Source organism: Cohnella thailandensis (assembly GCF_014212135.1).
GTDB lineage: Bacteria > Bacillota > Bacilli > Paenibacillales > Paenibacillaceae > Cohnella > Cohnella thailandensis.
Genome location: NZ_JACJVQ010000011.1, coordinates 89,274 through 114,421, shown reverse-complemented (window position 1 = coordinate 114,421; position 25,148 = coordinate 89,274). Strand labels below are relative to the sequence as shown.

At 59.1% G+C, this 25,148-nt stretch carries 22 protein-coding genes; 13 read left to right on the top strand and 9 right to left on the bottom strand.

Features of this window, described 5'->3' with window-relative positions; translation table 11 throughout:
- Window positions 1-12 precede the first annotated feature (12 nt).
- From H7B67_RS13790 to H7B67_RS13780, 3 genes are all read left to right on the top strand, one after another.
- A complete protein-coding gene (locus tag H7B67_RS13790; RefSeq protein WP_185120424.1) occupies window positions 13-210 on the top strand; it encodes a type II toxin-antitoxin system antitoxin in 198 nt (65 codons plus the stop codon).
- A gap of 123 nt (window positions 211-333) precedes the next feature.
- Entirely contained in the window at window positions 334-972 is a 639-nt protein-coding gene (gene trhA, locus H7B67_RS13785; RefSeq protein WP_185120423.1) for a PAQR family membrane homeostasis protein TrhA, read from the top strand.
- A 406-nt stretch (window positions 973-1,378) separates the two neighbouring features.
- A complete protein-coding gene (locus H7B67_RS13780; protein WP_185120422.1) occupies window positions 1,379-2,311 on the top strand; it encodes a transposase in 933 nt (310 codons plus the stop codon).
- 504 nt (window positions 2,312-2,815) lie between these two features.
- Here H7B67_RS13780 and H7B67_RS13775 read toward each other — a convergent pair.
- From H7B67_RS13775 to H7B67_RS13760, 4 genes are all read right to left on the bottom strand, one after another.
- Window positions 2,816-3,112 carry a hypothetical protein gene (locus H7B67_RS13775; RefSeq protein WP_185120421.1) on the bottom strand — a complete coding sequence of 99 codons (297 nt, stop codon included), beginning with the start codon at window positions 3,110-3,112 and terminating at the stop codon, window positions 2,816-2,818.
- A 196-nt stretch (window positions 3,113-3,308) separates the two neighbouring features.
- Window positions 3,309-4,472 carry an MFS transporter gene (locus H7B67_RS13770; RefSeq protein WP_185120420.1) on the bottom strand — a complete coding sequence of 388 codons (1,164 nt, stop codon included), beginning with the start codon at window positions 4,470-4,472 and terminating at the stop codon, window positions 3,309-3,311.
- A 30-nt stretch (window positions 4,473-4,502) separates the two neighbouring features.
- A complete protein-coding gene (locus H7B67_RS13765; RefSeq protein ID WP_185120419.1) occupies window positions 4,503-5,816 on the bottom strand; it encodes a D-arabinono-1,4-lactone oxidase in 1,314 nt (437 codons plus the stop codon).
- The gene (locus tag H7B67_RS13760) at window positions 5,813-7,006 is read right to left on the bottom strand and encodes an amino acid deaminase/aldolase (protein ID WP_185120418.1); all 1,194 of its coding nucleotides are present in this window, start codon (window positions 7,004-7,006) and stop codon (window positions 5,813-5,815) included. The genes H7B67_RS13765 and H7B67_RS13760 overlap by 4 nt, the downstream gene beginning before the upstream one ends.
- A gap of 129 nt (window positions 7,007-7,135) precedes the next feature.
- Here H7B67_RS13760 and H7B67_RS13755 point away from each other — a divergent pair, with 129 nt between their 5' ends.
- Entirely contained in the window at window positions 7,136-8,035 is a 900-nt protein-coding gene (locus H7B67_RS13755; RefSeq protein ID WP_185120417.1) for a DUF72 domain-containing protein, read from the top strand.
- A gap of 92 nt (window positions 8,036-8,127) precedes the next feature.
- Window positions 8,128-9,276, top strand: a complete 1,149-nt coding sequence (locus H7B67_RS13750) for an MFS transporter (RefSeq protein ID WP_185120416.1) — start codon at window positions 8,128-8,130, stop codon at window positions 9,274-9,276.
- Window positions 9,277-9,316: 40 nt separating this feature from the next.
- Here H7B67_RS13750 and H7B67_RS13745 read toward each other — a convergent pair whose 3' ends face one another.
- Window positions 9,317-10,768, bottom strand: coding sequence for an RICIN domain-containing protein (locus H7B67_RS13745; protein WP_185120415.1), 1,452 nt, complete (start codon window positions 10,766-10,768; stop codon window positions 9,317-9,319).
- 420 nt (window positions 10,769-11,188) lie between these two features.
- Between H7B67_RS13745 and H7B67_RS13740 the strand changes: the two genes are divergently transcribed.
- Complete coding sequence (locus tag H7B67_RS13740) at window positions 11,189-11,662, top strand: GlcG/HbpS family heme-binding protein (protein WP_185120414.1); 474 nt, start codon at window positions 11,189-11,191, stop codon at window positions 11,660-11,662.
- Window positions 11,663-11,669: 7 nt separating this feature from the next.
- On the opposite strand, the gene H7B67_RS13735 is transcribed toward H7B67_RS13740, so the two are convergent.
- On the bottom strand, window positions 11,670-13,112 hold the full coding sequence (locus tag H7B67_RS13735) for an FtsW/RodA/SpoVE family cell cycle protein (protein ID WP_185120413.1): 1,443 nt from the start codon (window positions 13,110-13,112) through the stop codon (window positions 11,670-11,672).
- Window positions 13,109-13,444, bottom strand: coding sequence for a PadR family transcriptional regulator (locus tag H7B67_RS13730; protein ID WP_185120412.1), 336 nt, complete (start codon window positions 13,442-13,444; stop codon window positions 13,109-13,111). The genes H7B67_RS13735 and H7B67_RS13730 overlap by 4 nt, the downstream gene beginning before the upstream one ends.
- 416 nt (window positions 13,445-13,860) lie before the next feature.
- Here H7B67_RS13730 and H7B67_RS13725 point away from each other — a divergent pair, with 416 nt between their 5' ends.
- A complete protein-coding gene (locus tag H7B67_RS13725; RefSeq protein WP_342592508.1) occupies window positions 13,861-16,128 on the top strand; it encodes a GH92 family glycosyl hydrolase in 2,268 nt (755 codons plus the stop codon).
- Here the strand turns inward: H7B67_RS13725 and H7B67_RS13720 are convergent.
- Complete coding sequence (locus H7B67_RS13720; RefSeq protein ID WP_185120410.1) at window positions 16,114-16,311, bottom strand: hypothetical protein; 198 nt, start codon at window positions 16,309-16,311, stop codon at window positions 16,114-16,116. The genes H7B67_RS13725 and H7B67_RS13720 overlap by 15 nt on opposite strands.
- Before the next feature lie 154 nt (window positions 16,312-16,465).
- Between H7B67_RS13720 and H7B67_RS13715 the strand changes: the two genes are divergently transcribed.
- The 6 genes from H7B67_RS13715 (at window position 16,466) to H7B67_RS13690 (ending at window position 24,002) form a co-directional block, all read left to right on the top strand.
- Window positions 16,466-16,957: a DUF1904 family protein gene (locus H7B67_RS13715; RefSeq protein ID WP_185120409.1), complete on the top strand. Its 492-nt coding sequence runs from the start codon at window positions 16,466-16,468 to the stop codon at window positions 16,955-16,957.
- A 354-nt stretch (window positions 16,958-17,311) separates the two neighbouring features.
- The gene (cobT, locus tag H7B67_RS13710; protein ID WP_281067837.1) at window positions 17,312-18,361 is read left to right on the top strand and encodes a nicotinate-nucleotide--dimethylbenzimidazole phosphoribosyltransferase; all 1,050 of its coding nucleotides are present in this window, start codon (window positions 17,312-17,314) and stop codon (window positions 18,359-18,361) included.
- 64 nt (window positions 18,362-18,425) lie between these two features.
- Window positions 18,426-19,004, top strand: a complete 579-nt coding sequence (gene cobU / locus H7B67_RS13705; protein WP_185120407.1) for a bifunctional adenosylcobinamide kinase/adenosylcobinamide-phosphate guanylyltransferase — start codon at window positions 18,426-18,428, stop codon at window positions 19,002-19,004.
- A 39-nt stretch (window positions 19,005-19,043) separates the two neighbouring features.
- Window positions 19,044-19,871, top strand: a complete 828-nt coding sequence (gene cobS, locus H7B67_RS13700; protein WP_185120406.1) for an adenosylcobinamide-GDP ribazoletransferase — start codon at window positions 19,044-19,046, stop codon at window positions 19,869-19,871.
- Window positions 19,872-20,157: 286 nt separating this feature from the next.
- Window positions 20,158-23,547, top strand: a complete 3,390-nt coding sequence (locus H7B67_RS13695; RefSeq protein WP_185120405.1) for an Ig-like domain-containing protein — start codon at window positions 20,158-20,160, stop codon at window positions 23,545-23,547.
- Between the two features lie 188 nt (window positions 23,548-23,735).
- Window positions 23,736-24,002 carry a DUF1294 domain-containing protein gene (locus tag H7B67_RS13690; protein WP_185120404.1) on the top strand — a complete coding sequence of 89 codons (267 nt, stop codon included), beginning with the start codon at window positions 23,736-23,738 and terminating at the stop codon, window positions 24,000-24,002.
- A 16-nt stretch (window positions 24,003-24,018) separates the two neighbouring features.
- On the opposite strand, the gene H7B67_RS13685 is transcribed toward H7B67_RS13690, so the two are convergent.
- Complete coding sequence (locus H7B67_RS13685) at window positions 24,019-25,095, bottom strand: LCP family protein (protein WP_342592498.1); 1,077 nt, start codon at window positions 25,093-25,095, stop codon at window positions 24,019-24,021.
- Window positions 25,096-25,148: the final 53 nt, after the last annotated feature.

Sequence of the window (25,148 nt, the reverse complement as noted above, 5' to 3'; positions counted from 1 at the left end):
AGGTGAGATGTCATGGCCAAGGAGAGAAAAGCTTTTCCGCTGCGGCTGGATGCCGAATTGCACCAAGCCTTGGAGAGATGGGCGGCGGACGAATTCCGCAGCGTGAACGGCCATATCGAATATTTGCTCCGGGAGGCCGTGCGCCGCGCGGGAAGATTGCCGGGGCCTAAACCGAATCCGTCGCTCCCTGCCGAAGAGAGCGATAACTAGGCAGATCTTGGGGGATCCTATCCGGGTTCCCCGTTTCGTCATGGAATGGACAAGTGACCTCTGGGCGCATTCGGGCGTATAATGGTTATCATGGAGCCCAAACAGAGGGGAGAGGTACGCAATATGGCCAACACGTATGTTTACTCCAGGAAGGAAGAGGTCGCCAACGCGGTCACCCACGGACTCGGAGCCGCTCTCAGCATCGCGGGACTGACGCTGCTTATCGTTTTTGCCAGCCTCAAAGGCACCGCTTGGCACGTGACCAGCTTTACCGTATACGGAGTCACGATGCTCATGCTCTATGTCGCTTCCACGCTCGTTCATTCGTTTCGGGAAGGCAAGGTCAAGGACTTATTCGAGACCTTCGACCATTCCTGCATTTACTTGTTCATAGCCGGGACGTACACCCCGATCATGCTGACCGTCCTGAGAAGCCCGCTCGGCTGGACTCTCTTCGGAATCGTCTGGGGAATCGCCGTCGCCGGCATCGTTTTCAAAGCCTTCTTTACCAAACGCTTCCTGTACCTATCGACGCTCTTCTACGTGCTGATGGGCTGGATGGTCGTCTTCGCCTGGGGCCCGCTGCAGAACGCGATGAGCCCGACCGGATTGAACCTCCTTATCGCGGGAGGCGTGCTGTACACCCTCGGCACGATCTTCTACGTCTGGCGCGCCTTCCCTTACCACCACGCCGTCTGGCATCTCTTCGTTCTCGCCGGCTCGGTCGTCCATTTCTTCGCGATTCTCCTATATCTGCTCTAAAATGCGATCTGCGCTATGACGTGCGAAGTCGGGATCTCCCGGCTTCTTTTTTTGCTTTTTTTTCTTTTCTCCTGTCTCCTCCGCATCTCCAATGTTGCTCAGAACCCGCTATCCCCTTGCCTCAGAAGGGGAGGTCGCCCATCGCCGCCCAACCGTCGTTTCCCAACTCCGCAAAAAAACCACTATCCCACCCGATCAGAACAGGCTACCCTCTGACCACCCCCTGACCACCCCCTGACCACCCCCTGACCACCCCCTGACCACCCCCTGACCAACCTCTGACCACCCTCTGATTAACCCCCTGATCAACCCCTTCGATTGTGGAAATAAAGTGGTTATTTTAGTTGAAATAAGAACATATGTTTGGTAAAATGAGGTCAAAGGACGATGCGGGGAGGAACGACAGATGTCGGAGATGATGAGCTTTGAGGCTTTTTGCGAACGGTTTTCCAGTGTGGAGAATTGCGTGGAAGCGCTGTTTAGATCTCGTTGGCCGCAGGGCTTCAAGTGTCCGATCTGCCGGCATCCCCACTACTATTTAACTCGTACGCGCCGGCTTCCTTTATATGAATGCAAGTCCTGCCGCCACCAGACCTCATTGATCGCCGGGACCGTGATGGCCGGCAGCTCGACTTCTCTTCCGAAGTGGTTCAAAGCCATCTATCTCTTGTCTCAACCTGGCGGGATAACCTCGGTTCGCCTTGCCGAGTTGCTTGAGGTCACCTACAAAACGGCATGGCTCATGTCGCATAAAATCCGTGAAGCCATGCGCGAATCGGAACACTCCGTGAAACTGGAGGATAACGTACGAGTGGAAGCGTTCGGGTATGGGATAAGTCTGTATCCAGATGCGATTCAGCCCCTTCTAATGGGCGGTTCCTTCGATGAAGAAGGGAATTTGCAGCGAATTAAGCTTCAGCAGCCCGATCCCGACCATTTGCGGCTTCCCGAACGAACGATTGCGAAGGCGGGTTACGAAGCTTTTCAATTCGAAGGGGTCAAAAGTTCAAAAGTGACTAGAGTTCTTTTTTATGCTAAGGCTCATCCGGTGCTCGGTTCGTTTCGGCGTGAGATCCGCAATTGGCTGAAATATACTTTCTGCGGAATCGGGGCAAAGCACCTTCAGGCGTACTTGGACGAGTTTAGTTTTCGAGCCAACGAGGGATTTGTAGAGCATGGCGGATCCGTCTTTCCGCAGTTGCTCGCTTGGTGCGCCACGACCGCAAAAATTACATACAGCTATTTAACAAGGCCTAGGCGTACCCTTCCCGTGGCTTGGCATGCTTTCGAGTCTAAAGGGAAATGGAAATCGTATCACCTACGAAAATTGGGCGCGTAAAAGCACTTCTAGTTGGCCGGTTACTCTACAATGGCGGATCGAAGGCTGAGCTGACCACTAAACGAATGCTTGAAATAGGCGCTCTCACCTGTAGCTTATCTGGCAGCATTGCATGAAGGTCAGCTGTTGAAGCGATAACTGATAAGCCAACTGACCCACTGGCACCCTAACTGACTCACTAACTGATGACCCACCTGATACCCCTCCTTATTGCTGCAAACATTATTTAGATGTTCAGCTTCAACTTTCTGAAGCAAGGGGATAGTGGGTTCGGATGGAGTTTCGGAGATAAGGGGGGAGAAGGGGAGGCGGCGTCGACTTTGGCGAATCTGCCGAACCCGCGAATACCCCGAACCCATACTGCCTGATGATTTAGATGATCCCGACACTCCGACACTCCCGACAATCTCGAGAATCGACAACCTCGACAACCCTGCAACCCCGCAACCCCGCAAGCCGTCCGTCCACCCTTTGTCCTTTCTGAGTCGAAGGGATAGTGGGGCCTTAGTGCTCGATCCAACGAACGAGAACGAAGTGGAGCTTGGTCGTTAGGATCGGAATGAGCTCCGCGAGAGTGCCGACGAAGGGAGTCAATTGGTGAGTGCCTTTGGGGCCGACGATCTTGAGGGTGTATTCATGGCGGTCGAGTTGGGTGAAAATCGCGCGAGGCGCTTCTTTGCCGTCTTCGATGGAGTAGACGACCAACTGCTTGAGTTTGACTCGAACGAACAGGTGAGTGAATTGCATGGAGTGAAGGGTTCTTTGCAGAAAGGTGTGACCGAGGTAGAGCGAGAAATTCATTCGAACGTCCTCCTTGGCGGCAGGTTCGGTTCGATAGCTCCATTTGATGTGTGAGGCATTGTCCGTGCAAGCTTTTGGGCATCAAACTCCATTCTAAAATATCAAGAATCGACATCTTTTACAATAATATTACAGAAAACTAATCGAGTTCATGGCGGTTCGGCTGTCGTATCGGTAAGAGTTGTTGCTCCGGAGGTTATTTTCCCTTCGGGCGAGCGGGGATCCGGGGGACGAAGGGGAGAGTTAAGAGAACGATCGCGATCAAGACTCCGATAGCTAGAAGGCGATGGTCGAGCAGGATTTGCACGGCCAAGGTCAGGACGATGCCGCCGAGGTTGCCGAACATGAGCAGGACTCCTGCGACGGTACTGGCCTCCTTAGGAGGGGATAGTCTTGCGGCGGAGGTTAGAATGACCGGCAAATTGGCTAGCAGCAGGAAGCCCGTTAAAGAGAAGAGGGCATAGATTAGCCATAGGGAACCCCCGATCGCTAAGGCGGCCAGGGCAGCGGCGCTGGTTGCGAGCGAGGCGGCGAGCACGTATCGGGCTCTTGTTCCCCGGTCCGCCCAGTCGGGAACGATCGCGGCACCGACAATACCGGCCAAGGTCATGGCGCCAATGACGAGACCGACGTCCGTGGTAGCGATGCCGATCGCTTCGGAGAGCACCTCAAGCCAAGTGGTTAGGGTGACGAACAATCCGAATCCGGCGAACAAGAGAAGGCTATACAGCCGAACGAACGGGTAAGACCAGATGGTACGAAGCGAGGAGAAAAAGGGAGTTTCTTCGTTCGAAATCTCATAGAGCGGGGGCTTGCGAATGGCGATAAGAAACAGGATCGCGGAGACGATGGCGACAACGGCTTGGACCAGATGGACGGTAAAAAGCCCGCCCGCCTCCATCAAGAAGGGCGATGTCGCCGAGGAGACGAGGATTCCGATAAAGAGGCTGGCCGAGCCGATAGCGATAGCCGCGGGACGATCGGACGGCTTGGCGTACTTGGCGGCTAGCTTGTTGATCGCATTGAGAACGAGCGGCTGCGCGACGGAAACGAGCAGTTGGCCTAGAAGAGCGTATTCGTAGCCCGGAACGATGCGGACGAGCGCCCCGATTCCCGTTAAACCGGCTCCCCATGCCAGCGTGCGGTTGAACTTTTTGTCCGCCCAGTAGCCGAAGGGGATGGCAAGCAGGACGTAGAGCAGAGGGTAGACTTGGGCGAGCCAGCCGACCGCGTCGACGGAGACGCCCCATTCTGCAGCAGCATCCGTCGTTATGGGGGTGTAGGTCACCCAGAGCAATTGGGTGGCGCCGGCGAGCAGAGCATATGCCAGCAAGACGGACCAACGGGTACCGGAGGACATCGCAATCGCTCCTTGGGACAGGATGGTTGCTTATTCGGCTGAGGGAACGAATAGCTTCTTCAAGTGTTCGTTCAGAAAGAGGCCGGCGGGATCCATCCGGCTTCTCAGGTCCAGGAAGTCCGTCCAACGCGGATAGCGTTCGCGGAGCTGAGACTCCGAGAGCGTGTGCAGCTTGCCCCAATGCGGCCTTCCGCCATGCCTAAGGAAGATTTCTTCCATGGCGGCGAAGTATGGTTGGTATGGCATCCCTTTATACATATGTACGGCGATATAGGCGGAGTCCCTTCCGGTCGCGGGGCTTAGCCATAGGTCGTCTCCCTTGGCGTATCGGCATTCGATCGGAAAATGCACGGCGTATTTTCCTCGCTCCATGACCTCTCGCATCTCACGGACGACATTCGCCATGGCGCTGGCGGGCAGGTTGTATTCCATCTCGTTAAAGCGAACGAGCCGTTTGGTCGCGAAGATCCGGTGGCTGTACTCGACTTTGCGGAACACCGGGACGTTCGACGCGCTGATGCGGCTGACGGTTCTCGTCAGGCGGGGAAACCGCCGGCAGAGCCCGGACATGGCGCCGAAGACGCCGTTCTCGATGACCATCTCGCTGAGGTAATCCCGGACGGGGCGCGAGGTGATCTTATCCTCGGATTCGTCCATGAATTTGAGCTGGCAGGTCTCCGCGTAGGGGAACCAATAAAATTCGAAGTGACGATGGCCGTTCCGGTACTCGTCCAGTCTCTCCAAGCATTCGGCCAAAGGAATACGGCTGCTGCGATATTCGAGCTTGTAGGCGGGGCGCAGCCGAAGCTTCATTTGAACGATGATGCCGAGGACGCCAAGGGACACCGGGAACGCTCCGAACGTGTCGGGTGAGGACTCGGCATCCACCTCCCGAATGTCTCCGTTGCCGTCGACGATCGTCATTCCGATTACCTGCGTGGAGATATTGCCGAAGCCGGCGCCCGTTCCGTGCGTTCCCGTGCTGACCGCTCCCGCGATCGATTGAACGTCGATGTCGCCCAGGTTTTCTTGGGCAAGGCCCTCGCCATGAAGCAGCTCCCCGAGAAGCTTAAGCTTCGTTCCCGCCCAGACCGTGGCCGTACGGCTGTCAGCGTCCGCGGAGACGATTCCCTGCAGACGATCCAGGGAGATTAAAATATCGTTCGTTGCCGCTACCGGAGTGAAGGAATGACCGGAGCCGACGACGCGAAGGGAGCGTCCTTCCTTGCGGCAGGAACGAACGATGGAGGCGATCTCCTCCGCGCTAGTCGGGTATAGAACTTGCGTCGGATTCGCGACCGCGCTGCCGGACCAGTTGCTCCAGCGCTGCGTCTGAGTACTCATAGAAAACACTCCCCCATCCCGCGATAGGTTTTGTATTCGCCTACGATCGTACCGTTCGATACGGCGTACAAAAGGTCGAAGCGTTCGCACAATTCCCCGGCTTTCGCATGGCGGAAAAACACGGGATCGCCGATCGCGAGCGGCTCCGCGCCATCGTAACGAAGCGGGGTTTGCACTTCCCCGGCTCCTTCCCTCGGCATCAGCCGCATCCCGGCCGGCAGATAAGGCTTCGGCAGCTTCTCGTTGCCGGGCGCGCCGGAAGCGACATAGCCGCCGCCGAGGCAGGTGTACACGCCAGGCGCCGGCCTGCGGACGACGGCGACGGCGAAGCCGGCGGCGGGTTCGTAGCGGAACCCGCGGTAAGCGTCGAACAGCAGCGGCGAGTAAAAGCCGGAACCGGCGGTGATCTCGGTGACGCCGGGCTCCAGGCGCGAGCTGGCGAGGCTTCCGGTTCCGCCCGCGTTCACGATGCGCAGCGGAAGCCCGAGCGAGCGAATGCCCTCCAGCACTTCGGAGCGCCGCCTGGCGACCTCGACGATGGAGCGCTTCTTGAGCAGCCGGACGATGCGGTTCTGCAGCGCTTGGCCGGGAATATTGTCGCCGAGGCCCGCGATTTGGGCTTCGTAGCCCATGATGCCGTCGAGGCGAACCGACTTCGAGGCGGCGATGCGTTCGACGATCGGCCTCGCTTGCCGCCAGCCGCCGAGCGGCGAACGCCACACGCCGAAGCGAAGGCCCGGGTACGTGGAGGACATGTCGATGTCGAGACAGACGGGCATCCGGACTCCCGCGGCCTGAGCGATGCGTTCGATGTGCTCGACGTGCTCCATGGAGTCGACCATGAGCACGATGGAATGCCCTTCATGGACGAGCCTTGCGATGCCTTCGATCTCGTCCCGGTTCCAGATCGGATAGCCGAGCAGCAGGTCGTCGAAGCCTTGGCCCGCGAGCCAGACCGCCTCGCGGCCGGTGAAGCACATGATCCCTTGGAAGACGGAGCCGGCGCTTAGGATCCGGCGAAGCGCGTCGACGCAGCGGATGGACTTGCTGGCGATGCGGACTTTCTTGTCACCGGCCGCTTCCGCGATCGCCCGGGCATTCGCATCGAACAAATCCAGGTCCAAATAAGCATAGGGCGTCGGAAGGCCCTCGAACACGCGCTTATAGTAACTGTACTCCGGGACGCTCATCCTGCACCTCGCCGCTCTTATTTGTTTACACAATTCTCTATGGCCAGACGAATCCCTTTTTTCCTAGTAAATATGTTACTCGACTCTCCCTGAGGGTAGAATAATAGAGTAAGCAAAGGAGGGATTTACGTGCCGATCGAGATCGGACTCGCGGGATGGGGAGACCACGACAGCCTGTACGTTTCGGCTCCCAAGAGCAAGGACAAGCTTCCGACGTACGGCAAGCATTTTCCTCTCGTGGAGGTCGACAGCTCCTTCTATGCGATCCAGCCGCCGGAGCGAATGGCGAAGTGGGCGGACGAGACGCCGGCGTCCTTCGGGTTTATCGTCAAAGCCTATCAGGAGATGACCGGGCATCAGCGCGGCCAGCCTTACTATAAAGAAGCGGATACGATGTATGCGGCTTTTCGGGAGTCGCTCGCTCCATTGCTCGAGAGAGGGAAGCTGCGGGCGGCGCTGTTCCAGTATCCGCCGTGGTTCGGCTGCACCCGCGACGCCGTGAGCCTGCTGAGGGAAACCAAGCGGAGAATGGAAGGGATCCCCTGCGCCTTGGAGTTCCGGCATCAGAGCTGGTTCCACCCGTCCTATCGGGAGAAAACGCTGGGGTTCATGCGCGAGGAAGGTTGGATCCACAGCGTCTGCGACGAGCCGCAGGCGGGGGAGGGCTCTATCCCGACGATCTTAGCGGCGACCGACCCGAGCTACACGATCGTTCGGTTCCACGGGCGGAATAGCGCCGGGTGGAACAACGGAGGCGGCGCGGATTGGCGCGCGGTGCGCTACCTTTACCGATACAGCCCGGAGGAGCTGGCGGGCTGGAGGCTGCAGCTGGAGGAGCTGGAGCGCCAGAGCGGGACGATCGGGGTGATCTTCAACAACAACTCGGGAGGAGACGCCGCGGATAACGCCAAGCTGCTCATGGCCATGCTCGGCCAGCGAACGCCGGAGGGCAAGGATCCGCTGGAGCGGGAAGCGGAGAAACCGAAGGAGCCCGAGCCGGAGCAGTTGGATTTGTTCGATTCGCTGTGAGGGAGAGAGAGGATAACTCTTGGCGGATAAAGAGAGGCAGGCTATAATCAAGCTTATTCTCTCAAAACAATGGCAGCAGGAGTTATGGAGTCATGTCTATCGCAGTTCGGCTAAGAACCTTGAATGTGTTCTATTTCTCTCTTTTCGCTCTCTTTATCTCTTTCTTGCCCGTCTATGCCAGCAAAATCGGAATTTCCGGCACGAACATCGGCTTGATCCTAGGCTTGGGCAGCGCCGTCTGCATCGTCTCGCAGCCGGTGTGGGGAATCATCAGCGATAAGTTCCGCACGATCAAGAAAGTGCTTCTATTGCTCTTCCTGCTGTCCGCGCTTGTCGGAACGCTTCTGTTCCAGAGCGACGAGCTGTGGCTGTTCACGGCTCTCGTCGTTCTGATGAACGTCGTTTTCCTTCCGTCGGACGCGCTGATGGAGACGCTGAACTATCAAACCTCGCAGAGGGAAGGGATCAGCTTCGGCTCCATCCGCACGTTCGGCTCGATGGGCTTCTCGGTTACTTCGATCGTGGCAGGGTCTCTCCTTAAATGGTGGGGAATCGACAGCCTGGCGTGGATTTTCCTGACGGTCGCGGTGCTTACGTTCGCGTTAGGGCTCGGGGTCCGCGACGTGCCGGCGTCCTCGAAGCCGACCGCCTTCAAGCATCTGGCTTCCTTCGTCCTGCAGAAGCGCACGCTCGCATTCTTCCTGCTGGTGCTGATCGTGGCCATCCCGCACAAAATGAACGACATGTACATCGGCCTCTATATCGAGGAGCTCGGGGGCAACGTGCAATGGACCGGGTTCGCCTGGTTCACGATGACGATCACGGAGACGCTCCTGTTCGCGGTCAGCGCGAGGCTGATCAAGCCGGGCCGGGAAGGGCGCGTGATGGCGATCGCGGCGGGCCTGTACGTGGTGCGATTCCTGCTCAGCTCGATTGCGGACGGCGCGCTGATGCTCGTTCTGCTTCAAGTGCTTCAGGGCTTCACGTTCGTGCTATTCTACGTGGGCTCCATGCAATTCCTGTACTCGATCGTCCCCGAACAGTGGAAGTCGACGGGGCAGACGATGCTGACCCTGCTGTTCTTCGGGGTATCGGGTATCGTGGGCTCGACGGCGGGAGGCTGGCTGTTCGACGAATTCGGCGGAGCCGTTCTGTACCGAATCATGACCGGGCTCGCGCTGGCGGGCTTCCTGTTCAGCCTGTCGGTTATCCGGCGCAGAAAAGAAACCGAAACCGCGTAAAAAAAGCCCGGACGACATTCGCGTCGCCCGGGCTTTGCCGTCAGCTCGTCGCGGAGAAGGAGAATTGCTGGTTCGTGCCGCCGTTGTCGGTGTACTGGATAGAGTCCGCTCCGTTCGCGGCGGAGGACCCCGTAATGTCGAGAACCTTGCGGCTTTTGACGTTCATGATCTTGTAATAGCCGGAGCCGACGGGGATAAGGCGGAACTGCTGGTTAAGGCCGCCGTTGTCCGCGTACTGGATATTATTCGCCCCGTCCGCGGTAGAGCCGCCGCTGATGTCCATGATTTTGCCGCTGTTACGGTTCTTGATCTTGTAATACCCGCCTCCCGCGTCGACGAACTGCCAGTGCTGGCTGGTCCAGCCGCCGTCCGACCATTGCTCGATCTGGGCGCCGTCCGTCGTCGCCCCGCTCGTCACCCCGAGCAGCAGGCCGCTGTTGCGGTTGATGATTTTGTAGTAGGACGACGCGTTCACGGGCGGGCTGACCGCTCCGGAGATCGTTCCCGCCGCGGCGTCGATGGTCAAGGAATCGGCCCAGCTCATCGACAGAGAGGTGCTGGACGGGAACGTAAGCGGAAGCCAGACGTATTCCGAATCGTTCACCTTGCCGCCCCAGGCTCCGGCCCAGCGATCGCCCATATACAAATAAGATGTCGTTGAGGAGCCTTCGACCGGAAGGATATAAGCGGCCTGCGAGCTGTAGGCGTTGCCGTTGCCGAAGTTGGCCGGGCTGCTCCACGTGCCGCTAATGCTTGTCGCCGTCGCGTACTTCTGCTGGTTCGGCGACCAGCCCGTCGCGCCGGAGGTGACGAGGAAGTAGACGCTGCCGCGCTTGAACATGGCCGGAGCTTCGCGGTATTGGCCCGGCCAGAGCGTCTGCACGAGCGAGTCGACTCCGCGGAAGTCGGACGTCAGCCGATAAATGTTCAGGTCCGCGTTGACCGAGGTTGCCGAGATGAGGTAAGCCGTACCGTTATCGTTAAACACCGTCATGTCGCGGGAGTCGTAGCCGAGCGGACGGAAGCTGCCTTGGTACGTGTAGTTGCCGTCCACGGTGCTGGAGTAGGCGACGGCGGTGCGCGCCTGACCGTAGTCGACCCCGTTCTCCCAATGCATCCACATCACGTACTCGCTCGTCGAGCTGTTGTAGATGACCTTGGGACGTTCGATATTGGAGACGTTCAATTCCGCCGCGGAGCTGCTCGTCAGCACGTCGTTACGGAACTCCCAGTTCTTCAGGTCCGCGGACCGATAGCAGGAGACCGCTTTGAACGTGCCGTCCGGGTTGCGATTTTCTCCGAACCAATAGTAATAGCTTCCGACCTTGATCACGCCGCCGCCGTGCGCCTGGATGACGTTGCCGGAAGTATCCTTGAATTGAAAGCCGTTATTCGTGATCGTGACCGGCGCAGCCGATGCGAAGCCTCCGAAACCGACGAAAGTGGCCAGAACGACAATTAGCGCGATCGTGAGTTTGAAGCAGCGTTCCATTCCTTTTCCTCCTCTCAAAATGGACAAGCAGGATAAAGCCGAATGATACCGCTTACACAAGAGGCGTTGTCATTTCCCTCCTTTCCCTTCGCGGATGGAATGCGGGATGGCCGGCAGTCTGCAGCCTGCCTTACGATCAATATAACAGGAACATCGAGGAGGAAAAACTGAACAATCGCGCGAAATGGCGTGCGGAACTCGACCAGACTATGAACAATGGCGCGCTCTATGAACTAATAGGCGATGCCGCCGGTGGGAAAGGGCGAGCGGGAGGGTGAGCATGGGGAGAGCTGAGGGAGAGTTAAGGGAGAGTTAAGGGAGAACTGAGGGAGAGCATGGAGAGTCATAAGGGGATCTCTTTTGCTCATAAAATGGGATACCAAAGACCGAGTATCGTTAAGCGGCAGAGGAGGCAATCGGTTGAGATCGGTGCTGCGATTGGAGCTCGAGGAAGCGAAGATCATGCTGGAAGCCGCCAAGCGGGCGGCCCAGGAGTCGAACGTGCCGGAGACGATCTGCGTCGTCGACGACGGAGGGATTGTCATGGCGCTGGAGCGGATGGACGGCGCGCGCATTACGGGGCCGGAGCTGGCGATCGCAAAGGCGTTCACCGCGAGCGGACACAAACGCTCCACGCACCTGTTCAATCAGCCGGGAGGGCCGGCGACCGTGACCGGCGAGGCGTTCGGCATTCACGCCATGATGCCGGGCAAGTTCGCCATCTTCGTCGGCGGGTTCCCGGTGGTGGTGAACGGCGAAGTGATCGGAGGAATCGGCGTCAGCGGCGGCAGCGGAGAGCAGGACATCGCCGTCGGCGTCGCCGCGCTGCAGGCGCTGCAGGCCCATCTCGGAGCTGAATATGAAGTGCTGGCGCAGGCGGACATCAAGAGGTGAATCTTGTCTATCTCTGCGGCGCCGCTTGCTCGATCCCTTCGCTCCTCGGCAGCGGAATGCTGTCCTTGCGCCTGAACGCGCTGAGGAGAAGTCCGAGGGCGGCCATCTCGATAACCGTCTGCAAGCCGCTATAGCCGATGAACGGCATGGCCATGCTGACAAAGGGAAGCAGGCCGACGGACATGAGCAGGGTCCAGACGAGCTTAACGGCCAGAACGGAACTGAGCGCGATAACGAGCAGCCGGGCGAAGGGATCCTTCGACTGGTTGGCGATGCGAACGGAGCGGAAGACGAATGCGGCGACGAGCGCCGCGAGACCGATGCCGAAGGCCCATCCGAGCGAGCCCACGAGGTAGGCGACGACGTTCTCGCCGTACGGGTAAATCAGTCCTTCCAGTCTGCTGCCGAAGCCATGTCCCCAGAGCCCGGCGGACCGGATGAATTCCCGGGAAGGCAAGGGTTCGGCGGACTTGTCGCCGACCAGCAGGTGAAGGTAATTCAGCCATCTCTGGTACATGATCGAACCGCGCGCTCCATTCAACGTGAACCCTCTCGCTGCGAAGATCACAAAAGCAAGGGCGGAAAAAAAGAACGTGCAGTAAAAGAGAAGCCGCTTCCAGCCCTGCTTGCGAGTGAGCAAAAGAACGGAGGCGCCGACGAAATGAACGGCTAGCGAAACTAGCGAAGGCACCAACAGGTAGAGAAAGGCAGGCATCGCGTAGAACAGCCCCAATTCTTTGCCGTACTCCCGGAGCTTGCCGACCATGGATGCGGACGCCGGCTTCTCGGATGCAAGATAACCCGCATAAGCGATCAGAAACAAATAAGGAGCGATAGCCGATACGTCGAGGCCGATTCCTCCGATGATGATCCAACTGTACGCTCCGTTCATTTGTATGCCTATCGGCCCTATTCGAGCAAGGATAAACAATCCCGCCGCAACGGCATAGATAGGCCAACGGAGCGTCTTCAGCTTGCGGTAATCCGCGAAATAAAGAACAAGCAGTAACGCAGCGCCGATGGCAACGAATCGAAGCTTGTTCGACAGCAGCGGGAACCAGGAAACCGCATTGTCGGGATCGGCCAGCTCTTGCAAAGCATACATAGCCATAAGCCCGATGCCGATCAACAGGGCCGCGAGCGTCAGGAGACTCCAGTCGGTCTTCGGCTTATGAACCCGGTGAAGCCGCTTGCCTATCGTCTGCGGATTGCCCATTTGCGTTATAGCGTGTCCGATCGCTTCCTCTACCGCTTCGTCGTTAGGGCTGCTTTTTCCCAGGCTGTCATCGTCTTCTCCGGCTAATTCCAGTTTCTCATAGGCGAGCTCCTCCAGGTGCCCCGTCAGCTCGAGCCGAATCTCTTCATGCATTTCTTTGGCTCGAACCTGTTCGCATACTTCATCCAGGTAACGTTGGATCGCTTTATGTTCTCGGATGCGGGCGTCCGTCATGGGGTTCCCCCCTCGCCAAGAACTCGATTGACGGCTCCGCTGAAGAGACTCCACTCTCGCTTCTTGTTTTCCAGCTGCGAACGTCCCTTATCGGTGATCCGGTAATACTTGCGAGGCCGGGTGCCTTGCTCGTCCCAGTATGCTTCGACCATCTGATCCGACTCCAACGAGTGGAGAATGGGATAGAGGGTGCCCTCCTTCAAGACAAAAAGACCGCCCGACTTTGTTTCGAGTTCCTTGGTCAACTCGTAGCCGTACATCTCCTTGCGGTCCAGCAGGGTTAAAATCAGGATGACGGTGCTGCCTTTCATAAGTTCTTTGCTGATCTTCATGCGGTCCTCCTTAGCTGGGCTTATGCCTAGATACTCGATACATCGTAAATCTAGGTATAGAATAGCGGATGGAGGAAGGCTTGTCAAACAGTGGGAACGATCCTCGGCATCCGCTCTCCCTCCCTATCGGTATATGCCCAGTTTCACGGGGTTTGGTAGAAAGTTCCACCTGTCACGGAGGTGTGTTCTGTTTTGTTCTCCGGCGTACCATTATCCCCTTCGCTCCGGTATAGGAGCATGAGAGTGGCTCCTGATCCGAAGGGATAATGGTACGCCTGGCGCAAAAGGAGAACAAGCTCCTGCGCGCCACTCCCCCGTAATAGACCTCGTCTCCGAGGAAGCAAATGCCGGAAGCATCGGGCAACCGCGGCGTACCCGTGTTAGAATAAGGGGCGAGCCGGGCGACATTCTCGCCTATCGCTCAAGTTAAGCTTGCGGAGGGACACCAGATGACTGATACCGGATTATTGCGCTATGTGAACCCGCTGCAGGGAACCGAGTCCGTTTATCCTTTTTCCAATGGGAATACGCTCCCGCTCGCGGCCCTCCCGAACGGCATGGCCGCATGGAGTCCCCAGACGAACGAAGCGGGAGGGGGATGGTTCTACCATCCGTCGCACCGCCATCTTCAGGGATTCCGGCTGACCCATCAGCCGAGTCCGTGGATCGGGGATTACGGCAGCTTCACGCTGATGCCGCAGACGGGACCGCTCCGAACTTCGCCGGACATGCGGTCGGCCTCCTTCCGGCCGGAAGAGCTGACCGTCGCGCCGGACTATATTCGTGCCTATCTTCGTCGTTACCAGGCGACGATGGAGCTGACTCCATCGAAGAGCGGGGCCAGGATTCGGCTTTGCTTCGAAGGCGATGCTTCCGAGACGAGGCTCCTGCTGGCGCCCGAGAAGGGAGACTCGTCCGTCCGGATCGACGCGGCCGCCCGCCGGGTAAGCGGCTGCGTGAAGGGCCATAACGGAGAGCTGCCGGACAACTTTGCTTTGCATTTCGTCATAGAGTTCGATTGCGAATTGCTGCCGGAGAGCAGCGGCGTCTTCGACGGGAAGCACGCAACCGCTCCGGAGCTCGAAGGGAGCGGCGAGAAAGTCGGCGCGTTCGTCGGGATCCGTCCTTCCCGGGACGGAATCGTCAATATCGCGGTCGGCACCTCGTTCATCGGCTTGGAGCAAGCGGAGCGGAACCTTAGGAACGAGCTTGCGGGCAAGAGCTTCGATCAAGCCCGGGAGGAGGCCGGACAAGCCTGGGAGAAGCGGCTGTCGGTCGTTCGGATCGAGGACGAGGGGCAGGACTCAGAGGAGAAAAAACGGATTTTCTACTCCAGCCTATACCGGGTAAACCTGTTCCCCCGCGCGATCCACGAGAACGATCCGGAGAAGGGGCAGGTTCACTACAGCCCGTTCGACGGGAGCATAAGGAAGGGACCGATGTACGTCGATTTCGGCTTCTGGGATCTTTATCGCACGAGCCTTCCTCTGTACAGCCTCTTGTACCCTACCCTGTTGGCCGAAATGGCCGAGGGGTGGGTCAACGTCTTCAAGGAGAGCGGCTGGATGCCGAAATGGCCGTCTCCCGGCGAACGGAGCGCGATGCCCGGAACGCTGGTCGACGCCGCTTTCGCGGACGTGTTCGCGAAGGGATTGAACGGCTTCGATCGACAGTCGGCCTACGAAGGGCTCAAAAAGCACGCGACCCTGGACTCGGGAGAAGAGAAGCTGGGCCGCAGGGGTCTTGCGGATTACGCAAGGCTCGGTTACCTGCCGTCCGACCGGTTCCACGAGAGCGTCAGCAACGCGCTCGATTACCATTACGGCGATTTCAGCCTCTCCGTCATCGCGAAGGAGCTGGGCATGGAAGAGGAGGCCGGAATGTTCCGGGAGCGCGCGGGCAACTACCGCCTGCTATTCGATCCGGAGGTCGGCTTCATGCGGGCGCGGCGCGAGGACGGAAGCTGGCAGGAACCATTCGATCCCTTGGCATGGGGAGGAGCGTACTGCGAAGGAGGGCCATGGCAATGCAGCTGGGCGGTGCCCCACGATATCGCGGGCTTGGCGGAGCTGATCGGCGGGCGGGAAGCGCTGAAGGCCAAGCTCGACGAGCTGATGACGATGAAGCCTCTTTTTGCGATAGGCGGCTATGGGATGGAGATACACGAAATGTCGGAGATGGCGGCCGTCGACTTCGGGCAGTTCGCCCTCAGCAACCAGCCCAGCATGCATATCCCTTATATGTACGCGGCGATCGGGGCTCCTTCCGGCACGCAGCATTGGGCAAGACGGGCGATGGAGGAGCTGTTCGGCTCCGGCTCGGACGGCTTCCCGGGCGACGAGGACAACGGAAGCATGGGCGCTTGGTTCGTATGGAACGCGATCGGGCTCTATCCGCTTTGTCCGGGAACGGGAGAGTACGTGTTCGGAAGTCCGTTGTTCGGAAGGCTGACGATAACATTGGAAAATGGGGCGGAGATGGCGATCGAGGCGGAAGGCAACGGCCCGGATAAGCCTTACTGGAGTGCGCTGGAGGTGAACGGCGAGGCTTGGGATCGCTTGTACGTTCTCCATGAGGATTTGCTCGGGGGAGCGACGCTTCGGTTTCGAATGTCGGCCGCGCCTTCGGATCGTTGGTATCCGGACGAAGCCCTGCCGTACTCCATGAGCTTAAGACGCCCGTAACGTAAAAACAGCGCCATCGCTCCCGTCCTTCCGGCGGCAATGCGATCGGCGCTGTTCGGCTTTGCGATTCGGTTGAACTTGCGTGCGGGGCTTGCGCTGCCATTGGTTGCGCAATTGCTCGGGGTTCAGCGCTCCGTCGCGCTCCAGCTTGAGTCTCTTCTTTTTCGACTGGCTCTTACTCATGGATAGAACACTCTCCTTAACTTTCCTGATTGGGATTCCTCTCTCAGTATAAGGCACATTCGGCGAATGAGCTACGGGTAGCGGCCAGCTAATAATCGCGTTATGATGAAGAAAGCGATGAAAGTGGATATGCAGGATAAGGAGACTAGGATAGATGCCCCATTTATGGATCAGAGGAATCGGACCGGAGCAAGTGAAGGCCGTTAGCCGGGAGCTCGTGGCGGAGCTGGCTGCGATCTGCGAATGTCCGCCCGACAATATAATGCTGGAATGCCTGATGACGACGGCGGTGTTCGACGGCGAAATCGTCCCTTCGTATCCTTTTGTCGAGGTGACTTGGTTCGACCGCGGCTTGGAAGCCCAGGATCGCTTCGCCCTCGCGGTGGATCGGTATCTTCGGGTCGGCTGCGGACTGGCGGAGCTCGAGGTTGCCTTCCGCACTTACGAGAAGAGGAACTACTATGCCAATGGCGAGAGCTTTTCTCCTTCCGGGACTGACCGCCTTCCGGAACCCTACGAGGAAGAGCTAACGAAGCTTCGTTCGGCGAACCGGAAGCTGACGGAGGATTTGAGCAAAGCCCGCAGAGCTCTCCAGTCCTCTTCGGGCGGCATGTCGACTAAGCTTCGCGAGGCTTTGAGGGAGTAGGCGGGCAGGTGGGAGGGGGGCGGGTGTCCTGTTTCGAAATGAGGTCAGGCGTACCATTATCCCATTGGCTCTGGTAAAGGAAAGTAGACATTGTCCCTGAACCGAGGGGATAATGGTACGCCTAGCGATGTTCGCCAACGAACGTGACCCAGAACCCACTCTCCCCTTTGTTCAGAAACCGGTCCCCCTCCTTTCCCCTCCCACCGGATTCAACGGGATAATGGTACGCCTCAGGCAAAATCCGAACAACCCCCTTCCTTACGGAAGGGGATAATGGTACGCCGGAGCCAAATTTGAAGAACAACATTCACCCATATGGCTAATATTACCAATAAACACAAGGAGAGGATTCCCTTGTTAAAAATAGAGCAAACAATCCGAAGGATCCTCCCGTTGGACGAAGAGGCGATGAGGGAAGCGGCCCGGAGGCTGGACCGACTGACGAAGCCGCCGGGAAGCCTGGGAAGGCTGGAGGAACTGGCCGTCCAACTGGCGGGGATAACCGGGGACGCGGACTTGAAGCCGATGGCGAAGGCGATCGTCGTCATGGCGGCCGACCACGGAGTGTGCGAGGAGGGAGTGAGCGCCTTCCCGCAGGAAGTGACCAGGCAGATGGTTCATAACTTCCTCGCCGGAGGGGCGGCCATCAACGTTCTCGCGAGACAGACGGGCGCGGAGGTGGTCTGCGTCGACATCGGGGTCAAAGGCGAGCTGGAGGACGATCGGCTGATCTCCCGCAAAGTGCGGCAAGGGACCGCGAACATGGCGAGGGAAGCGGCGATGTCGAGAGAGGAAGCGGAGAGAGCGATCGAGATCGGCATCGAGCTGGCGGAGATATTGGCGGGAAAAGGCATTCGGCTGTTCGCGACCGGCGAGATGGGGATCGGCAATACGACGCCGAGCGCGGCGGTGCTGTCCGTCCTGTCCGATGTCGACGCGGAGGACGCGGTCGGACGGGGAACGGGCATCGACGATGCCGGGATGAAGCGCAAGCAGGCGACGATTCGCAAGGCGATCGCTCTCAACGTGCCGGACGCAAGCGACGCGATTGACGTTTTGGCGAAAGTCGGGGGACTTGAGCTGGCGGGTTTGGCTGGGCTTGTCCTCGGAGCCGCGGCGAACCGCCGTCCAGTCGTCATCGACGGATTTATCTCGACGGTCGCGGCGCTCGCCGCCTGCCGAATCGCTCCGGCGGCGAAGGAGTACCTGATCCCGTCCCATCTCTCCGAAGAGAAAGGACATCGGGTTGCGCTGAAGGAACTGGGGCTCGAACCTATGCTTAGTCTGAAAATGAGGCTAGGCGAAGGGAGCGGCGCCGTGCTGGCTTTTCCGCTTATCGACGCTGCGGGCAACGTTCTGCGCGAGATGGCCACATTCGACAGCGCGGGAGTATCGCGGGGATAGGCGAGCGGCGGGGACAGGATCGGCAAGAAGAGATTGCATGCGCGGAAAAGGAGAATCAGCCGGAATGGTCGTACTAGTGACCGGAGGAGCCAGAAGCGGCAAAAGCTCCTTCGCCGAGAAATACGCCGCGAAAAGGGCGGACAGCGGAATATACATAGCGACGGCGCAAGCTTTGGATGAAGGCATGGAGCGGCGCATCGACAAGCATCGCAATCTAAGGGATGGCTCCGGTTTCCGATGGGAGACGGTGGAGGAGCCTATGGAGCTCCCTGGCCGACTGAATAGGTTAGCCGATGAGGCTACGGGCGAACCAGCTCCGCTCGTGCTGGTCGACTGCCTGACCTTGTGGCTGACGAACGTTCTGCTGGAGGAAGAGAACGAGGAAGGCGAGAGGGCGGAGGAGCGGGCGTTGAAGCGGATAGAAGGACTCGCGGACGCTCTGAGCCGCTACCCCGGCCAAGCTATTCTTGTTACGAACGAGGTTGGCGACGGCATCGTGCCGGAGTATCCGCTCGGCCGATTATTTCGCGATTTGGCCGGAATCCTCAACCAACGGATCGCGGCCATCAGCGAGGAAGTGTTCCTGGTGACGGCGGGCATTCCCCTCGAGTTGAAAAGCCTGGCGTATCGATGGACGGATTAAGCAACCGGATTACCCTTGGAAGAAAGGCTTGAGCGAGCAATGGCGGTTTCGATTCTGACACGCAATTTAAGGGCGTTCGGCGCGGCGCTTCAGTTTCTGACGAGGCTGCCCGTCCCGCGCGGAATGGCTCCGGCGTCCCATGAGGCGGAGGATTTTCGCCGGAGCACGGCGTACTATCCCGCGGCGGGCTTCGCGATCGGCCTCATCCTGGCAGCCGGCGGATGGCTGCTGTCCTATGCGCTGCCTGCATGGCCCGCGGCCGTCCTAACGGCCGCGCTCTGGGTCGGGCTGTCCGGCGCCCTGCACATGGACGGGCTAATGGACACGGCCGACGGCCTGCTGAGCCACCGGTCCCGCGAGCGGATGCTCGAGATCATGAAGGATAGCCGCGTCGGCGCGATGGGCGTCGTGGCGGGCTCCCTTGCCGTGCTGCTTCGGGCGGCGCTGCTCGCTTCCCTGCTGGAAGCGCCGGGCGAGCTCGCCGCGCTCGGCCTTCTGGTCATTCCGATCTGGAGCCGATCGTTCCTGGTGACAGCCATCGCGGGCTGGCCTTACGCCCGCGCGGAAGGGGCCGGCCTTGGCGGGCTGTTCCGCACCGTCAAGGCCGGGCAAGCGTGGGCGGCCGCGCTTCTCTCGGCCGCTCTCACGAGCGCCGCGCTCGCGGCCTTCGGCGCCTGGAGCCCCGCGGGCGCGGCGCTCGCCCTGCTTCTCGCGGCCGCCATCGCCTACGCGGTCGGCGCGGCGCTCGCCGCCGCCGCGACGCGCAAGCTCGGCGGCCTGACCGGCGACGTTTACGGCGCCCTCAACGAGCTGATCGAGCTGTCGCTTTTGATCGCGCTCCTTGTTTACGTGAAGCACGCGCTTTGACGAAATAACCCCTCTAAAACGCGTCTCCCAAAAAAAATTTCCTATCAAAACTCAACATAATGTTACGAATTGTCTCTATTACTCTCTCTAGCAAGCCTTCAAAGCCCTTTCGCTGAAGGGCTTTTTTTGTTGTTTGTCCTGATATTATCGCGAAATTGCTAGATATCGGCAATAGAGCCCAACTTTTTTGTCGGCGAAACATTGCGTAACGATTCTGCGTTTTATATGCAGCATTCACAACAGCGGGCTGCAAAGCCCGCGGACCAAGGAGGTCAGAGGTCAAGCTATGACGTCTAAGAGGGAAGTCCGGACGACGAGGGCCAGGTTGCCGATCGTTCGCAAGCTGTTGATCGCCTTTCTTCTCCTGTCGTTAGCGGTTCCGTCCCTCGCATCGGGAGCGGACCCGCTTACGACGGAGCAGAAGTTCGAAGTGCTGAAGTCCAAAGGAATATTCAACGGCCTTGGAGACGGGAGCGCGGGGCTGAGCCAGACGATGACCCGCGAGCAATTCGCCGCGGTGCTGTTCCGCCTCTGGGGGATGACGGACGCAAGTCCCGCCAAGCCTTCGTTCAACGACGTGTTGAAGACGAGATGGTCTTATCGCGAGGTGGAAGCCGTCAATAAGGCCGGACTCATGAACGGAACGGGGAATCGGCAATTCTCCCCGACCGCCAACGTAACGGTAGAGCAGCTCGCCGCCGTTCTGGTTCGGGCCTATGGCTTCAACGGAACCGGATCGTCCAAGGTCACGGGCAAGGCATCGCTCTGGGCGAGGGGAGCGATCAGCCTGGCGCTCGACCATCAGTTTATCTCCGCCCGGTCCGATTATACGGCCGCCGCGACCCGGGGATTGCTGGTGGAAGCCGCTTACGCGGCCTATCAGCAGATGAACGCCGAGAAGCTGCAGGTGAACACGGTTCAGCCGCTGGCGAACAGCCTGATTCAGGTGACCCTGAAGCAGGCGGTAAGCAAGGTCGACGCGTCCAGCTTCTCGCTCAAGGACGATCAGGGCACGGTCATCGCGATTCGGTCCGTCACCCTCTCTTCCGACGGCAAGGTCGTGACCGTTTCCACCGGACCGCAGCAGGGAGACGTGACCTACACGCTGACGATCGACGGAACGGGCTGGCGCTATTCCGCGCTCTGGGCAGGCAACGGCGGAGGCACGACCTATCCGCCGGGAGACACCTCTCCTCCGGTTATCACTAGCCTGGAGAACCTGGGAGACCGCACGATCCGGATTACGTTCTCCGAGCCGGTCAATAAACAGACGGCCGAGGATCCGGACCATTACGGCATTACGGAAGGCAGGCTGTCCCTTTACGACTTCAAAGCGTCCGACGACCGCCGGACCGTCACGATCACGACCGGCGCCCAACAGGACGGCTATAGGTACCGGCTCTCCGTCTCCGGCGTGCAGGATCTGTCGGGCAATGCGATGGCTGCTCGCAACGATTTGTATTTCTACGGGATCGATGACGACCGTTCGAGGCCGTCCGTCGTCTCCGTGACCGGACGGAACGATTCGACGATCCAGGTGGTCTTCAGCGAGAGAGTCGACGCGGACGACGCGAAGAACGTGAGGAACTACAGCGCAGACAACGGCCTGAGGATTACTCGCGCCACCCTGGCGAGCGACGGCAGGACCGTCACGCTGACCACGAGCGAGCAGCGCGACGGACAGGAATACAAGCTCACGATCAAGGGCATCGCCGATCTGTCCGGCAATGTCATGAACACGCAGAAGGATATCGTCTTCAGAGGCATAAACGATCACGAGAAGCCTTACGTCAAATCCGTCGGCGTGTTGGGCGATTCGACGGTCGAGGTCCGGTTCAGCGAGAAAATCAACGCCGATCAAGCAAGGAACGTCGGCAACTACGTCATCGACAACGGGCTTCGCGTGACGAACGCCATCCTGAGCGGCGACGGGGACACGGTTATCCTGACCACGACGCAGCAGACGGATGCGGTGCTGTACACCCTTACCGTTCAAGGGATCTCCGATTTGGCGGGAAATTGGATGGATAAAGCGACCAACCTGTACTTCGGAGGCCTTGTCGATCGCGATCCGCCGACCGTCGTCGGCATCCAGAACACGGCGCGGCAGGTCGTGCTGACCTTCGGCGAGAGATTGGATCAGGCTTCCGCTTCGTATGCGGGCAACTATCGGTTCGAAGGCAATCTCGGAGCCGTCAAGGGCGCGGCATACGACGATAGCAAAAGGACGGTGACGCTGACGACGGAGGCGCAGACCGCCGGAGGCGTTTACGCGGTCGTCGTCAATCAGGTGAAGGATTTAAGCGGCAATCCCATCGCCGCGGATACGCGCATTCAATTCGTCGGCAGCGACCGGGAGACGGCGGGCTCGATCGCCCTTCAGAAGCTGGAGGTCGTCAATCAGAACACCGTGCAGGCGACCTTCAGCCGGGCGCTGTACGACTCGAACGTCGCGACTCTCGACCTGACGATCCTGAAGGACAACAACCGCGACGTCGACGTGCGCGAGTGGAGCGAATACGTGACCCGGAAGCCCGGAACGGACAACGCGGTACTGATTCAGCTTAGGACCAAGCAGTCGGGCAATCCTTCCTTGTTCGTTCCCGGCCATGCGTACGTCGGGCAAATCACGGATCTGGACGGCTTGGCGACGGAAGGCGGAGCGAACCAGAAGGTGTTCCCGGGAACGGAGAAGAAGAACGAAGCTCCTTCCGTCGCGAGCATTGCCGCCATAAACAAAACCGCCGTAAAAGTAACGTTCAGCGAGCCCGTCCGAGGCGTCGATCCGTCCGGCTTCGTTCTCCTGCGCGAGGACGATTCGAGGATCGGCATCGCAGGAGACAGCGTGAACGATACGAATCGCGTCGTGACGGAGGCGACTCTCTACCTCAGCGAGGAGCTGCAGTCCGGCAAGACGTACCGCCTGCGCTTCCGCGACAGCATCAAGGACGGAGCGGGCTGGAACCCGATGCGGACGGAGGACGGCTCCAATCCTTATCAGGTCGCGTTCGCGGGAACCTCCGCGGAGAATGAAGCGCCGCGCGTGACGAAGCTCGTGTCCGCGGATCGCTACACGTTCGAGATCCAGCTGAGCGAGCCGGTTCGTCTCGACGACGCCAAGGGCTTCCGGCTGTTCGCCGTTTCGAACGGAGACGAGGTTCGAATCCAGCCGAACGACTATGCCGTTTACGCCTTGACGGGGGACCGCCGCGCCATCTCGGTGCACCTGAACGCGGACCGGCTCGATCCCCTGAAGCCGGGCTCGGGCTACAGGCTGGAGTACGACTCGACCGGGAAGATCCGAGACGATCAAGGGGCCTTTCTCAAGAGCTCCGACAACGGCGACGTTTACGTCTTCTCGGCCTCAGGCACCGAGAATGCCCGACCTTCGATCGCCAAGGTCGATGCGAGGGGAACGACGATCTCGATCGCGTTCAGCGAGCCGATTCAAGGCTATTCGAACCAACTGGATTTCTTCCGCATCGAGGTGAACGGCCAGGAGCTGAAGCCTTCGGAGGGCCGATTGGAAGGGCAGTCGATCGTGCTGAAGGTGCCGGCCATGCCCTCGGGCAAAATCGGCAAGATCGAGTACACCGACGCCGGAGCCTCCGCGATCAAGGATTACAACCGTCTGTCTCCGGATCGAAACGCGAAGTTCACGTTCGGAGTCCAGTGATTCGCTAGGCTCATCTAACTCTCTTAAGCTGCCTTTGTCGACAGCAGTCGAACTCTACGCGATGTTTTCGGGGAGGGCCCATGCGGCCCTCCTTTTTCTGCAACCGGCCGTTTTGCGCAAGGGGCTCTTATGCTTCATAATGGAGGCAGCCGTCCGATATGGCGGCGGGGAAAGGAGATCTCGTATTCATGCCTAGCATTCTCTTCCTATATCTTCTCATCGTCAACATTCTCTCCTTCGGAATCATGGGCCACGACAAGCAGCTTGCCAAAACCAAAAAAAGAAGAGTCCCCGAAGCGAGGCTCTTCTTCTATGCCGCGATAGGCGGCGCGCTTGGCGCTTGGCTTGGAATGCGCACCTACCGTCACAAGACGAAGCACGCTTCCTTCGTTTACGGCATTCCGGCTCTGTTCGTCGTGAACGCCGCGTGCGTCTATCTATTGCTTCAACTCTAAATCCCGGCTTGACGGCTTACTCATGCAGGTTGCTTACGCCGACGACGTCCGCCGCGCGAAACTCGGTACTCTCCGGCAGCCCGGCCTCGGCGCGGAGCGTGGCGACCGCATTCTGCATATCCGTCTCGTCCGCGACAATGTAGGGGTATACCCAAGCGGTCTCGACCGGGATGCTCTTCGTTTGATTAGGCTTCATCTCCGCGTAATTCACGATCCAGGACCGGAGCACGTCTTCCGGAACGTCCGTCCGGACGTTCGCTCCCAAGATATCCAGCACCTTGCCCCATTGCGTGATGCCTTGGAACGAGGAGAGCTCGTCGACCAATTGGGAGATCACCTGCTGCTGCCGGGCGTTGCGTTCGATGTCCGAAGACTCCTGGGTGCCTCCGTTGGACTTGCGGTAACGCACGAAGTCCAGCGCTTTCTGGCCGTCGACATGCTGGACGCCTTTCTTCAGATCGATGTCCGTGCCGTCCGCCGTGTCCCGGTATTTCATGTCCATATCGACATCGATCGTGATTCCGCCGACCGCGTCGACCGTTTTGCGAAGGGCGTCGAAATTCACGATGGCCATATAATCGATGGGAAAGTCGAACAGCTCGCTGTAAAACCGTTTCGTATTCGCGATCGCGGTGTCTTTGTCTTGCATGTAGTAATAAGCGTAATAATAGTTTGCTTTGTGAGAGGAGAGGTCCTTGGGCTTCAGCTGAAGGTCTCTCGGAAGGGAGAGCAGGCTGGCGGTTTGGGTGTCCTTGTTGAGGGTCGCCAGAATCAGAACGTCCGTGTTGAGCGTTCCTCCGCTGCCCGCGCGGCTGTCTACCCCGGCCAGCAGGAAGGTGATCGCGTGCTCTCTCCGGTCGTAGGCGGGTTCCGTCTCGAAGGCTTCTTCCGCCGGTTCCGTCGGCTGTCCTCCGGGGAGGGCGCTTGGCGAAGGCGGAGGAGACTCCGACATGAGGTGGATCGCGTTGGAAGCTTTATAGTAGATATAGCCGGCATAAGCCGCGACAGCCACGAACAGCAGGCAGAAGGCAGAGCAGCCGACCAGGATCGTCATGCGCCATTTCTTAGGGAGCTTTGCGAATCTTCTTTTCACGAATCCTACCTCCGGTTAGAAATCATTCCCACAGAATAGACGACGAAGGAAGA

Excerpts from the sequence above, each read along its gene's own strand:
- cobU (WP_185120407.1), top strand. The coding sequence starts at position 18,426 with ATGGTCGTACTAGTGACCGGAGGAGCCAGAAGCGGCAAAAGCTCCTTC.
- H7B67_RS13690 (WP_185120404.1), top strand. The coding sequence starts at position 23,736 with ATGCCTAGCATTCTCTTCCTATATCTTCTCATCGTCAACATTCTCTCC.
- cobS (WP_185120406.1), top strand. The coding sequence starts at position 19,044 with ATGGCGGTTTCGATTCTGACACGCAATTTAAGGGCGTTCGGCGCGGCG.
- H7B67_RS13730 (WP_185120412.1), bottom strand. The coding sequence starts at position 13,444 with ATGAAGATCAGCAAAGAACTTATGAAAGGCAGCACCGTCATCCTGATT.
- H7B67_RS13735 (WP_185120413.1), bottom strand. The coding sequence starts at position 13,112 with ATGACGGACGCCCGCATCCGAGAACATAAAGCGATCCAACGTTACCTG.
- H7B67_RS13760 (WP_185120418.1), bottom strand. The coding sequence starts at position 7,006 with ATGAGCGTCCCGGAGTACAGTTACTATAAGCGCGTGTTCGAGGGCCTT.
- H7B67_RS13765 (WP_185120419.1), bottom strand. The coding sequence starts at position 5,816 with ATGAGTACTCAGACGCAGCGCTGGAGCAACTGGTCCGGCAGCGCGGTC.
- H7B67_RS13770 (WP_185120420.1), bottom strand. The coding sequence starts at position 4,472 with ATGTCCTCCGGTACCCGTTGGTCCGTCTTGCTGGCATATGCTCTGCTC.
- H7B67_RS13715 (WP_185120409.1), top strand. The coding sequence starts at position 16,466 with ATGCCCCATTTATGGATCAGAGGAATCGGACCGGAGCAAGTGAAGGCC.
- H7B67_RS13790 (WP_185120424.1), top strand. The coding sequence starts at position 13 with ATGGCCAAGGAGAGAAAAGCTTTTCCGCTGCGGCTGGATGCCGAATTG.
- H7B67_RS13775 (WP_185120421.1), bottom strand. The coding sequence starts at position 3,112 with ATGAATTTCTCGCTCTACCTCGGTCACACCTTTCTGCAAAGAACCCTT.
- H7B67_RS13720 (WP_185120410.1), bottom strand. The coding sequence starts at position 16,311 with ATGAGTAAGAGCCAGTCGAAAAAGAAGAGACTCAAGCTGGAGCGCGAC.
- H7B67_RS13745 (WP_185120415.1), bottom strand. The coding sequence starts at position 10,768 with ATGGAACGCTGCTTCAAACTCACGATCGCGCTAATTGTCGTTCTGGCC.
- trhA (WP_185120423.1), top strand. The coding sequence starts at position 334 with ATGGCCAACACGTATGTTTACTCCAGGAAGGAAGAGGTCGCCAACGCG.
- H7B67_RS13695 (WP_185120405.1), top strand. The coding sequence starts at position 20,158 with ATGACGTCTAAGAGGGAAGTCCGGACGACGAGGGCCAGGTTGCCGATC.
- H7B67_RS13750 (WP_185120416.1), top strand. The coding sequence starts at position 8,128 with ATGTCTATCGCAGTTCGGCTAAGAACCTTGAATGTGTTCTATTTCTCT.
- H7B67_RS13780 (WP_185120422.1), top strand. The coding sequence starts at position 1,379 with ATGTCGGAGATGATGAGCTTTGAGGCTTTTTGCGAACGGTTTTCCAGT.